Origin of the sequence: Salipaludibacillus aurantiacus, assembly GCF_900111295.1 — a bacterium.
Taxonomy (GTDB): Bacteria; Bacillota; Bacilli; order Bacillales; family Salisediminibacteriaceae; genus Salipaludibacillus; species Salipaludibacillus aurantiacus.
In genome coordinates this window covers 277,846-289,783 of sequence record NZ_FOGT01000002.1, presented here as the reverse complement: position 1 = coordinate 289,783, position 11,938 = coordinate 277,846, and the positions used below count along the sequence as shown (strand labels likewise).

Below are 11,938 nucleotides of genomic sequence, written 5' to 3'. Positions count from 1 at the left end.
ATGAAAGGACAACATGCCCTCGTAACCGGTGGATCACGGGGAATTGGCAAAGCCATTTGTATTGAACTTGCTCAACAGGGAGTCAACGTGGCCGTGAACTATTCTGGAAGTAAAGACAAAGCTGAACAGGTAGCGGAAGAATGCCGCAGTTTCGGTGTGGAAGCTTTAACTGTCCAGGCAGACGTGGCAGATTCAAAAAGTGTGCAAGACATGGTGAAGACTGTGTCAGAGGCTTTTGGTTCAATTGAGATTCTTGTTAATAATGCCGGAATTACGAGAGACACCTTAATTATGAGGATGAAAGAAGAGGACTTTGACGCTGTCATTGATACGAACCTTAAAGGAGTATTTAACTGTGCTAAAGCGGTATCCCGTACAATGATGAAACAGCGTTATGGCAGAATTATTAACATTTCTTCTGTCGTAGGCGTTCTCGGGAATGCTGGACAGGCCAATTATGTAGCAAGTAAAGCAGGCGTGATCGGCTTGACTAAATCATTAGCCCGCGAGCTGGCTAACCGGAATATCCGGGCAAACGCGATTGCTCCGGGATTTATCCAAACTGAGATGACTGACAAGCTTCAGGAAGAGACAAAAGGAGAGCTCCTTAAGCAAATTCCTTTAGGAGAACTTGGCAAACCTGAAGATGTTGCACGCGTCGTATCATTTTTAGCAAGTGATGCAGCTTCATATATGACAGGGCAAACCTTACATGTCGACGGCGGCATGGTCATGCCATAGCCTTTACAAAACAAAAACGAACTAGTATTTTTTACTTGTTTATCCTATAATTACTGAGAGGAGGTGAAGTAAAATGGCAACAATTCAAGACAGAATTGCAAAAATCGTGTCCGAACGCCTCGGTGTAGATGAATCAGAGGTCAAAAAAGAAGCTACTTTCAAGGATGACCTTGGAGCTGACTCTTTAGATGTGGTTGAACTTGTTATGGAACTTGAGGATGAGTTCGACTTAGAAATTTCCGACGAAGATGCTGAAAAAATCGCAACGGTCGGTGACGTGATCGATTACATAGAGCGTCATCAATAAAGCATGTTTGATGCCAGCTGATCACTGCCTGTCTGGCAGCAACCAGCTTTTTATCTATTTAGAAAAGCTTTGTTAAAGGTAATTGCTGATTTTAAAATCAGCAACAAAGTTTAACAGTTAGTCTCCCAAGTTCCTTATAAAAGGAACTTGGGATTTAAAAACTAAATGAGACAAGTGATGGGGGTTCTCATGCAACAGTCAAGAAAGATCCATAGAAGGGGAATGAAACGTCAGGCAAAGAAAATGCAAATGACGAACGCTCAAAAAATAAAATACCGAAAATTTTTAGACGCTATTCACATTAACTTCAAAAATGAAGACTTGTTTATTCAAGCTTTCACCCACTCTTCTTATGTAAATGAACACCGTATCCGGCCGCATGACGACAATGAACGGCTTGAGTTTTTAGGCGATGCAGTTTTGGAATTGGCCATCTCCCAGTACTTATATAAGCTCTTTGATCATATGAGCGAAGGTGAGATGACCAAACTCAGAGCTGCGATCGTATGCGAACCATCTCTCGCGAAGATAGCTGACGAGTTGAATTTTGGTGATTACGTCCTGCTTGGAAAAGGTGAAGAGATGACAGGCGGGCGCAGACGGCCTGCACTTCTGGCAGATGTATTTGAAGCTTTTATAGGTGCCCTCTATCTGGATCTTGGTATGGATGCTGTATACGGATTTCTGAAAGATTATGTCTACCCGAAAATCCATAATGGCTCTTTTTCTCATATGATGGATTTTAAAAGCCAGCTGCAGGAACTTATTCAGCGTGAAAACCAAGGACAGGTTCATTATAAAATAATTGAAGAAAAAGGTCCTGCCCATGCCCGGGAATTTGTTTCCGAGGTAACTCTGGATAAACAGCAGCTCGGTATAGGTACAGGAAAATCCAAAAAAGAAGCAGAACAGATGGCGGCCCAAAAAGCGCTTGAAAAGCTTAATTCCAAGTAATTCAGTAAGAGCCGGGAAGTGGCTCTCTTCAACCCTTGAAGTAGACGGGACCGTCTTATTTCAGTTTAAAACAGGGAAGGCAGATTAAAATCTGCCTTCCCTGTTTTAATGTTTAATAGTAATCCTTCGCAACTTCTTCCAGAGTCTCCAGTGCTTTTTTCGCCCAGGCGCTTCCATCCTCCTCAAGCTCTTTTTTCTGCTTTTCCACAGCTGTTTTTAAAGAAGAGTCATACTCGGGGACCGATCCCGTATATGGTTTAATATAAGCAAGCGGAATATTTGTTTTTTCATTGAAGCTCAAGGCTTTTCTCTCGTGGAATAAAGGCACGTTAGTTGAGCCAGGATTATGAAGATCCCCTTGGACCGGATGCTTGTTAACTGCAAGCACTTTAACCACCGCTGTAGACCGTGCCTCATTGACCGAAATAATTTCTCCTGTATATTTTCCTGTTTTATAGATGCCTGTAACAATCTGACCTTCTGCCAATTTGTTTTCCATATACAAATCTTCCTTTCTGAAATCGCTGTAATAGATTGCCAGCTTGGCGTCTTCAAGTATAGCTGGATGCCGCACCTTAAATTTTCAAAGAAAATAATATAAGATTACCGCCATGTCCTGGCGGTAATCTTATGATTTAATTATCCGACTGGTCACGCATTGAACCGAGTTCAGATACAATAGCATCCATTTCGCTCACACTGAAATTATCTTTTTTCATCACCATCGCATGAATTTCTTCAATATCATCATACTTTTTTAGTGAGAAATGTTCAGGCTTTATAGCTGCGCCATTTACTACTTGCAATTTTGTTTTAATATCTTCGATCATTGCTGAAAGCTCTTCTCTATTTTTTTCATTGTTTGCCAATGATAACACCCTTTCCAGTTTATTTGTCTTGTCTATTTTAACATGAACTTTGAAAAAGACCATAACTGCCTTAATATCGTTTAATCTCACTCATGTTTTATGATAAAATAAACAAGTTAAGGTCTGTTTCAGGCAGGCATGAGAATAAGGAAATAGAGGTGAATGACATTGTTCCTGAAAAGGTTGGAACTTGTGGGGTTTAAATCGTTTGCTGAACGATTATCCATTGATTTTGTCCCGGGTGTTACTGCCGTGGTAGGACCGAATGGAAGCGGGAAAAGTAACATATCGGATGCTATCAGGTGGGTGTTAGGCGAACAGTCGGCAAAAAATCTCCGCGGGTCTAGAATGGAGGATGTCATCTTTTCCGGAAGTGACAGCAGAGCACCGTTAAATATGGCAGAGATTTCTCTGATATTGGATAATGAAGATCAGCACTTGGCGATAGATTACAGTGAAGTGGCTGTTACAAGGCGAGTTTACCGTTCAGGGGACAGCGAGTATCTTATAAATAAACAATCGTGCAGATTAAAAGATATTGTAGACTTATTTATGGACTCAGGCCTTGGAAAAGAGGCTTTTTCTATTATCGGACAAGGCCGCGTCGAAGAAATTCTGAGCAGCAAATCGGAAGAAAGGCGCATGATATTTGAAGAAGCGGCTGGAGTATTGAAATATAAAAACCGGAAACAGAAGTCCGAAAAAAAACTGCAGGATACACAGGATAATTTAAACCGTGTGAAAGACATTCTGCATGAATTGGAAACGCAGGTTGAGCCGTTAAGAGAACAGGCTTCCGTAGCGAGAGAGTACCTTGAGAAAAAGCGCGACCTTAAAAATATTGAAGTGGGTGTCCTGGTTAAAGAAATAGAGATGCTTCATAAGGAATGGAACGAAGGAAAAGAAGCATGGGAAAAGCTCGAAGGAGAAGAAGGAAAATTTCAGTCCCTGGTTAGAAGCGGGGAAGCAAAACTTCAGCGTTTTCGCGCTGATATGCAGACAATCGATGATTCTATAGATGATCTGCAGAACTTTCTTCTGACTACAAGTGAGGATCTGGAAAAACAAGAGGGCCAAAAAGAAGTCTGGAAAGAGCGGCGTAAAAATTTCGCACAAAATAAAGAGCAGTTTTTACAAGAGATCGCTCAGTTAAAAGAGAAAAAAGATAAGCTGAATACCGAACTTGAAAAACAGAGAAAATTGCTGGATGAGCGGAAATTAAAATCAGCCGAGACAAGCAAACACCAGGAGGAACTTGAGATGAGACTCAGCGACCTGGAAGAAGGCTCAGAAGAACGGTTAGAGCAGCTCAAATCTGATTACATAGAATGGCTGAATGAAAAAGCATCAAAGACAAATGAAATGAACTATTTAAAAGACCAGGCAGCCAGAAATGAGCAGAAACGCCAGCGTCTCGAAAAAGACAATCAGGAGCTCCTCGTTAAAAGAAAACAGATTCTTAGCGAACGGCTGAATGCCGAAAAAGAATGGGAAGCTGAGAAAGAAACAATCGATAAACTGCTCCTGGAATACCAAAAGGTTAACCAGGAAAGTGAAAAGAAACAAAGTGAATATGAAAAAAAAGAAAAACTGCTTTATGAGGGGATTCGGCATCTTCAGCAGCTTCAATCCCGAAAAGAGATTATTGAAGATATGCAAAATGACTACGCCGGTTTTTTTCAGGGGGTAAAGGAAATTCTGAAAGAACGGGACAGAACATTTAAGGGGATTCGCGGGGCAGTTGCGGAAATGATTGAAGTCGACCGTGAGTATCAGACAGCGATGGAAATTGCGCTGGGGGCGGCCCAGCAGCACGTCATTGTGGAAGATGAACCTACAGGCCGAAAAGCAATTCAGTTTCTGAAGGAAAGGCGTCTAGGACGGGCAACTTTTCTTCCTATGAATGTGGTAAAACCCCGGTCGATTCCGCCTCAGGATCTTTACCGTGCTGAAGCGGTGGAAGGGTGTTTAGGGATTGCCAGCGAATTAGTGGCGTACGAGCCTGAATACAGAGACGTAGTGAGACACCTTTTAGGGAATGTGGTGCTTGCGGAAGAAATTAAATCTGCCCAGAAGATTGCCGGAAAGCTGAACTACAGGTTCAGAGTAGTGACATTAGACGGGGATATTGTTAATCCCGGCGGTGCTATGACAGGCGGCAGCATTAAACAAAAACAAAGCCAGATTCTTGGACGCCAGCAGGAACTGGAGAGAGTGACAGATAAATTAAATACTCTAGAAACTCAGACAGACGGTTTGCAAAAAGAGGTCTCCACACTTAAAGAAACGGCCGCTTCACTTAAACAGCAACTGAAACAGCTAACTGAAAGCGGGGAAGAAGCCAGAAGAATTGAACAAATCAAGAAAGCTGAGCTTAATAAACTGCAGTTAGCCGAAGAAAACCTGAATGAGCGGCTGGAAGTGTATGACCTCGAATACGAAGATTATAAAAGAGAAATGGAAGAAAGGCAGCAGCGGGTTGAAGAGCTTACCGTTTCAATTAAAGCATCTGAAGAAAAAGTTGAAGAATTAAACAGTGAAATAGAAGAGCTTGCCAGCCGGCAGAAAAAGGACCAGTCTGAGCGGGAAAGCTTAAGAGCAGAATTAACCGAAATTAAAATAAAGTTTGCAAAAGAAGACGAACAAAAGTCTTATACGGAAGAAAACTACCACCGTTTAAAAGGGGAACTTCAGAGTGTCTCCCAGGAGATAATAGATAAAGATAACGAGTATAACCAGCTTGAAAAGGAACTTTCTGACCAGACAGTTGACGCCTCCACAATTGAAGACCAAATTGAGAAGCGAAAAGCAGAAAAAGAAAAGACCATACAGTTAATTTCCAAGCGAAGGTCGGAAAGGCTGAACCTTCAGCAGACGCATGATGATACAGAACAGGACTTAAAAGAGCAAAAACGGCAGCTTAAATTTATTTCTCAGACACTGCACGAGAAAGAAGTATTAGTAAACCGGCTGGATGTCGAATTAGACACCAGGTTAAAAAAATTACAGGAAGAGTATGAAATGAGCTTCGAAGCAGCCAGAGAAAATTACACGCTTACAGGTGAGCTGGAGGATGCGAAAAACCAGGTTAAGCTTATTAAAATGGCTATAGAAGAGCTGGGAACTGTTAATGTAGGCGCCATTGACGAGTTTGAACGGGTGAAAGAACGGTATGACTTTTTAACGGAGCAGAGAACAGACCTCGAAGAAGCAAAAGCGACTCTGCACCAGGTTATTTCTGAGATGGATGATGAAATGACAAGGCGTTTCAGGGAAACGTTTAACCAGATCCAAGGTCACTTTAAGGGAGTTTTTGCTGAACTGTTCGGCGGAGGCAAAGCGAGCCTTGAACTGACCAACCCTGATGATCTTTTACAGACAGGGGTGGAAATAGTCGCTCAGCCCCCTGGTAAAAAACTGCAAAATCTCGCTCTTCTATCAGGAGGAGAAAGAGCTTTAACAGCCATCGCTCTGTTATTTTCCATTTTAAAAGTGCGTCCGGTGCCATTCTGTGTCCTTGATGAAGTTGAAGCGGCGCTTGATGAGGCCAATGTAGCCCGTTTCGCGCAATATTTAAAAGATTTCAGTGAAGAGACCCAGTTTATTGTTGTTACTCACAGAAAAGGGACTATGGAAGAAGCAGATGTTCTTTACGGGGTGACTATGCAGGAATCCGGTGTATCTAACTTAGTCTCTGTCCGTCTTGAAGAAACAAAGGAACTTATCGGATGATAAACTGACCATAACAATAGTGGAGGAATGCAAATGAGCTTTTTTAAAAAATTAAAAGAAAGAATAACTGACCAGACTGATTCAGTAACCGAAAAGTTTAAAGATGGCCTGTCAAAAACAAGGGACTCGTTTGTCGGAGCGATGAACGAGCTTGTGAAAGATTACCGGACAGTGGATGAAGAGTTTTTTGAAGAACTGGAGGATATTCTGATTTCAGCGGATGTGGGAGTCCACACGGTAATGACACTCATTGATGAGCTGAAGGATGAAGCTCGGCGAAGGAATATAAAGGATGCAAAAGACATACAGCCTGTAATCTCCGAGAAGCTGGCAGAACTTTTGCAGAAGTCAGAGGAAGAATCGAAACTCAACATAAAAGAGAATGAGTTGACGGTCATTCTGTTTGTAGGTGTCAACGGGGTTGGTAAAACGACGACAATAGGGAAGCTCGCCCATCAGTTTAAACAGGAAGGGAAAAATGTGCTGATGGCTGCAGGGGATACTTTCCGTGCAGGGGCCATTGAGCAGCTGGAAGTTTGGGGAGAGCGTGTAGGAGTCGATGTAATAAAACAGCAGGCAGGTTCTGATCCGGCTGCTGTGATGTTTGATGCTGTCCAATCGGCTAAATCTAAGAAAGCGGATGTTCTGCTTTGCGACACAGCGGGTCGTCTGCAAAACAAGGTTAATCTTATGAAAGAACTTGAAAAAGTCAAACGGGTGTTAACAAGAGAAATACCTGATGCTCCTCATGAGGTGCTGTTGGTACTTGATGCTACAACAGGACAAAATGCGATGAGCCAGGCTAAAACATTCGGCCAGGCTACTGATGTCTCAGGCATCGTATTGACTAAACTGGATGGGACAGCCAAGGGAGGTATTGTTCTCGCTATCAGGAACGAACTGGATATTCCAGTTAAACTGGTCGGTCTGGGAGAAGGCATGGATGATCTTCAGGAATTCAGAGCCGAACAATATGTCCATGGGTTGTTTTCAGAGGTGCTTAAAGAGGCTGATGAAGCGGCTGAAGACTAAAGCGGCCCTTCCCGCTTGGATGACAAGATAAAAACTTGACAGGGGACATCTCCTCTTGTATCATTACAAATTGTAAAGGCAATTACCTTAACAAGGCGGTGGGCTTCGTGATTGAAAAAACAATCCGTATGAACTACCTGTATGACTTCTATCAGGCGCTGTTGACCAGTAAGCAGAATCAGTATATGCGAATGTATTATCTGGATGACTGGTCGCTTGGAGAAATTTCCGAACACTTTGATGTAAGCCGGCAGGCAGTTTATGACAATATAAAACGCACGGAAGCCTTATTAGAAGAGTATGAGGAAAAATTACAGCTCTTTTCCCGCTATGAAAAGCGCCTAAGCTATATAGAGGAATTAAAAGTAATGATTCGCGAGAAAGAAAGTCCCACTCGTATAATCCAGATCGTTGAATCTCTCGAGAAACTGGAATAGGGGGCAAACAAAATGGCATTTGAAGGCTTAGCAGAACGACTGCAAGGAACACTTAAGAAGATCCGCGGTAAAGGGAAAGTGTCTGAGCAGGACGTTAAAGAAATGATGCGTGAAGTCCGTCTTGCCCTTTTAGAGGCAGATGTGAACTTTAAAGTAGTAAAAAAATTCATAGCAGATGTGAAAGAACGGGCAATCGGCCAGGAAGTACTCGACAGCCTGACCCCGGGTCAGCAGGTTATTAAAGTAGTAAATGAAGAACTGACCAAGCTTATGGGCGGAGAGCAGAGTAAAATTGCGGTCGCTCAGAAGCCGCCGACAGTTGTGATGATGGTGGGCCTTCAAGGGGCAGGTAAAACAACGACTACAGGAAAGCTTGCTAATCACTTAAGGAAAAAGCACAACCGTAACCCTTTAATGGTAGCGGCAGACATTTACCGGCCTGCTGCGATCAAGCAGCTTGAAACATTAGGTAAGCAGCTTGATATGCCTGTGTTTTCTTTAGGGGACCAGGTGAGCCCGGTGGAAATTGCTAAACAGGCACTCGCTAAAGCTAAAGAAGAACATCATGATTATGTACTGATTGATACAGCCGGCCGGCTGCATGTAGACGAAGAACTTATGGGGGAACTTGATGAAATTAAGGAAGTGACATCCCCTGAGGAAATTCTCCTTGTCGTTGATGCTATGACTGGTCAGGACGCTGTTAATGTTGCTCAAAGTTTCAATGAGCGCCTCGGTATAAGTGGGGTCGTTCTCACCAAGCTTGACGGAGATACCCGCGGCGGTGCAGCTATTTCTGTCAAATCAGTCACTGACACGCCAATTAAATTTGCAGGTATGGGAGAAAAAATCGATGCGTTAGAGCCTTTCCATCCCGAACGGATGGCTTCAAGAATTTTAGGTATGGGCGACGTACTGACACTTATTGAAAAAGCCCAGACGAATGTGGATGAGGAAAGAGCCAAAGAGTTAGAACGGAAAATGAGGACTAATGATCTGACCTTCGATGATTTCCTTGAACAGCTATCCCAGGTGCGCAATATGGGGCCGCTTGACGAGCTCCTTGATATGATGCCTGGAGCGGGTAAGATGAAAGGTTTAAAAAATGTTCAAGTGGATGAGAAGCAGATCGGGCATATTGAAGCGATTGTCAAATCAATGACAAAAGCAGAGAGAGATGATCCATCTCTTTTAAATGCAAGCCGGAGAAAACGGATCGCTAAAGGCAGTGGCACCTCTATTCAAGAGGTTAACCGTCTTATTAAGCAATTCCATGAAATGAAAAAAATGATGAAACAGATGTCCGGTATGCAAAAGGGTAAAGGTAAGAAAAAAGGCGGGCTTGGCGGTATGAAGTTTCCGTTTATGTAACCTGATTACCCATCCTGAAATCTGTACAAGCAGCTTATGCATTAGTACAGTGGGAGCTCAATCTATGGTGTAAAGTTTTTTTACTTTACTGGGGTTGATCCCTGAATCCTTTTATGATAGTATAATTAATTGTGTGAAAGATTTATGGAGGTGAAACACATGGCAGTTAAAATTCGTTTAAAGCGAATGGGAGCAAAGAAATCTCCGTTCTATCGTGTGGTTGTTGCGGATTCCCGTGCGCCGCGTGATGGTCGTTTTATTGAAGAACTAGGAACTTATAATCCATTAAAAAATCCTGTAGAATTTAGCGTTGATCAAGAAAAAGCGTTAAAATGGATGTTAGATGGAGCAAAGCCATCCGATACTGTTCGTAACTTGTTCTCAAACGTTGGTTTAATGGAACAACTTCACAACGCGAAGAACGCAAAATAGTCCTTCGTGTGGAAATAATCCAAGAAGGTGAGTGACATGAAAGAATTGGTTGAATCGATTGCTAAAGCGCTTGTAGATCACCCCGATGATGTCCGTGTAACTGAAGTGGAAAATGACCGTTCACTCACGCTGAAGCTGGAAGTGCACGAGGACGATATGGGGAAAGTGATCGGCAAGCAGGGACGGATTGCTAAAGCTATCCGTTCAGTAGTTAACGCTGCCGGAGCAAATCAGAACAAACGAATTCAGTTGGAAATTGGTTAAAAGGGTGAGGGGGACCTCTCCCTTTTTTTCCGTATATATATGTATGATATGGTACAATAAAAGGAATACTTGGAGGTGTCCTATTTTGGAAATTATTAAAAAAGTCGTCGTAAAACAAATATTAACCGAAGAGAGCCGGGACAAACTGAAGGAACAATTTTTATCCCGCCAGTATCAGATTACAAAAGAGTTAAAACAATTAGAATTTGTCCTACATAAGAAAATGAAAGAAAATCAGAGTGCAAGTTACCAGAAATCATTAAAGGAAAGTTTCAATAAAGAAGTAGCCCGGAGAAAAGACAGGCTCCGGCAGTTAGAATTAAAACTGGGTCAGCTGGATGAGCTGGATCTTGGCGCTGAGCTAAGAGAAGGTACGATTCAGATGATTGAGCAAGTGGAAGAAGGGGACAATTGGGAAGAAATAATGAAAGGGACAGAAATTGTCATTAAAGACGGGGTGGTTTACGAACTCCGACACGGAGGCATGCAGGATGACTGATTGGCTGAATGTGGGTAAGATCGTTAATACTCACGGTATTCATGGAGAAGTGCGGGTTATTTCTAAAACCGACTTTCCGGAACAGCGTTATAAGGCTGGAAATATGCTTTATATCCTGAAAGACGGGAATCACCGTGTTCCGGTCACGGTCCGCTCATGGCGCCAGCATAAACAGTTTGATTTGGTTTCATTTGAAGACATGGAAAATGTTAATCTTGTGGAAACTTATAAAGGGTCGCTTCTTCAGGTGCATACCTCTCAGCTTGATGATCATTTAGGTGAGGGAGAGTTTTATTACCATGAGATTATTGGACTCTCTGTCGAGACAGAAGAGGGCAAGCTTATAGGGGCAGTGAAAGAAATATTGTCACCGGGAGCAAATGATGTATGGGTCGTCCAGCCTGAAGGTAAAGGCAAAGAGGTGCTTATTCCTTACATTGATGACGTAGTGAAAGAGATTAAACTGAACGAGCAAAAGATAATTATTACCCCGATGGAAGGGCTGTTAGACTGATGAAAATCTCGATTTTAACCTTGTTTCCGGAAATGTTCCAAGGATTATTCTCCCACTCCATATTAAAACAGGCACAGGAAAAAAACGTTGTAACTTACGACGTGGTTAATTTCAGAGATTATACTGAAGACAGACATAACAGGGTGGACGATTATCCTTACGGGGGAGGGGGAGGGATGGTTCTAACTCCCCAGCCTGTTTTCGACGCTGTGGCGGATCTGAAAAAAGGAGCGGATTCTTTAAAGAAACCTCCCAGAGTCATTCTGCTTTGCCCTCAAGGGGAACCCTATACGCAGAAAAAAGCGGAGGAACTTTCGGAAGAAGAGCAGTTGATATTAATCTGCGGCCATTATGAAGGCTACGATGAAAGGATCCGTGAGCATTTGATTACTGATGAAATATCTATCGGTGACTATGTTTTAACCGGAGGAGAAATTGGAGCAATGGTTATTGCGGACAGTGTAACACGTCTTCTGCCTGGTTCCCTTGGGAACGAGCAGTCAGCTGTAACTGACTCGCACAGCACAGGGCTTCTTGAATATCCTCATTATACAAGGCCGGCTGATTTCAGAGGGCTGCGTGTGCCTGATATCCTTCTTTCAGGGCATCATAAAAAAATTGAAACCTGGCGCCGGCAGCAATCCTTGAAACGTACTTATGAGAGACGAAAAGATATGTTAAAGAAACTTGACTTAACGGAAACAGATCAAAAATATTTAAACGAATTAGAATCAGAGTAAAAAAGCGGTTGAGTTTTTATTAACGGTATGGTATTATGTTTTTTGT

At 42.6% G+C, this 11,938-nt stretch carries 14 protein-coding genes; 12 read left to right on the top strand and 2 right to left on the bottom strand.

Features of this window, described 5'->3' with window-relative positions:
* From fabG to rnc, 3 genes are all read left to right on the top strand, one after another.
* Positions 1-741, top strand: a complete 741-nt coding sequence (fabG, locus tag BMW59_RS03445) for a 3-oxoacyl-[acyl-carrier-protein] reductase (RefSeq protein ID WP_093047625.1) — start codon at positions 1-3, stop codon at positions 739-741.
* A 73-nt stretch (positions 742-814) separates the two neighbouring features.
* Positions 815-1,048: an acyl carrier protein gene (acpP, locus tag BMW59_RS03440; protein WP_093047624.1), complete on the top strand. Its 234-nt coding sequence runs from the start codon at positions 815-817 to the stop codon at positions 1,046-1,048.
* A gap of 243 nt (positions 1,049-1,291) precedes the next feature.
* A complete protein-coding gene (gene rnc / locus BMW59_RS03435) occupies positions 1,292-2,002 on the top strand; it encodes a ribonuclease III (RefSeq protein WP_425441251.1) in 711 nt (236 codons plus the stop codon).
* A gap of 112 nt (positions 2,003-2,114) precedes the next feature.
* On the opposite strand, the gene kapB is transcribed toward rnc, so the two are convergent.
* Both kapB and BMW59_RS03425 read right to left on the bottom strand, forming a co-directional pair.
* Positions 2,115-2,501 carry a kinase-associated lipoprotein KapB gene (kapB, locus tag BMW59_RS03430; protein WP_093047622.1) on the bottom strand — a complete coding sequence of 129 codons (387 nt, stop codon included), beginning with the start codon at positions 2,499-2,501 and terminating at the stop codon, positions 2,115-2,117.
* A gap of 136 nt (positions 2,502-2,637) precedes the next feature.
* Positions 2,638-2,961, bottom strand: a complete 324-nt coding sequence (locus BMW59_RS03425) for a DUF1128 domain-containing protein (RefSeq protein WP_342739549.1) — start codon at positions 2,959-2,961, stop codon at positions 2,638-2,640.
* Positions 2,962-3,039: 78 nt separating this feature from the next.
* Between BMW59_RS03425 and smc the strand changes: the two genes are divergently transcribed.
* From smc to trmD, 9 genes are all read left to right on the top strand, one after another.
* The gene (gene smc, locus BMW59_RS03420) at positions 3,040-6,603 is read left to right on the top strand and encodes a chromosome segregation protein SMC (RefSeq protein WP_093047718.1); all 3,564 of its coding nucleotides are present in this window, start codon (positions 3,040-3,042) and stop codon (positions 6,601-6,603) included.
* 33 nt (positions 6,604-6,636) lie between these two features.
* Positions 6,637-7,635 (top strand): signal recognition particle-docking protein FtsY, encoded by a 999-nt coding sequence (gene ftsY / locus BMW59_RS03415; protein ID WP_093047620.1) that lies wholly within the window; start codon positions 6,637-6,639, stop codon positions 7,633-7,635.
* A 107-nt stretch (positions 7,636-7,742) separates the two neighbouring features.
* The gene (locus BMW59_RS03410; protein WP_093047619.1) at positions 7,743-8,072 is read left to right on the top strand and encodes a putative DNA-binding protein; all 330 of its coding nucleotides are present in this window, start codon (positions 7,743-7,745) and stop codon (positions 8,070-8,072) included.
* 12 nt (positions 8,073-8,084) lie between these two features.
* Positions 8,085-9,443, top strand: coding sequence for a signal recognition particle protein (ffh, locus tag BMW59_RS03405; RefSeq protein ID WP_093047618.1), 1,359 nt, complete (start codon positions 8,085-8,087; stop codon positions 9,441-9,443).
* Between the two features lie 159 nt (positions 9,444-9,602).
* Positions 9,603-9,875, top strand: coding sequence for a 30S ribosomal protein S16 (gene rpsP / locus BMW59_RS03400; RefSeq protein ID WP_093047617.1), 273 nt, complete (start codon positions 9,603-9,605; stop codon positions 9,873-9,875).
* A 36-nt stretch (positions 9,876-9,911) separates the two neighbouring features.
* Positions 9,912-10,139, top strand: a complete 228-nt coding sequence (locus BMW59_RS03395; RefSeq protein WP_093047616.1) for a KH domain-containing protein — start codon at positions 9,912-9,914, stop codon at positions 10,137-10,139.
* An 85-nt stretch (positions 10,140-10,224) separates the two neighbouring features.
* Positions 10,225-10,638 carry a YlqD family protein gene (locus BMW59_RS03390; protein WP_093047615.1) on the top strand — a complete coding sequence of 138 codons (414 nt, stop codon included), beginning with the start codon at positions 10,225-10,227 and terminating at the stop codon, positions 10,636-10,638.
* Complete coding sequence (rimM, locus tag BMW59_RS03385; protein WP_093047614.1) at positions 10,631-11,152, top strand: ribosome maturation factor RimM; 522 nt, start codon at positions 10,631-10,633, stop codon at positions 11,150-11,152. The genes BMW59_RS03390 and rimM overlap by 8 nt, the downstream gene beginning before the upstream one ends.
* Positions 11,152-11,892 carry a tRNA (guanosine(37)-N1)-methyltransferase TrmD gene (gene trmD / locus BMW59_RS03380; RefSeq protein WP_093047613.1) on the top strand — a complete coding sequence of 247 codons (741 nt, stop codon included), beginning with the start codon at positions 11,152-11,154 and terminating at the stop codon, positions 11,890-11,892. Before rimM ends, trmD begins: the two co-directional genes overlap by 1 nt.
* Positions 11,893-11,938 lie beyond the last annotated feature (46 nt).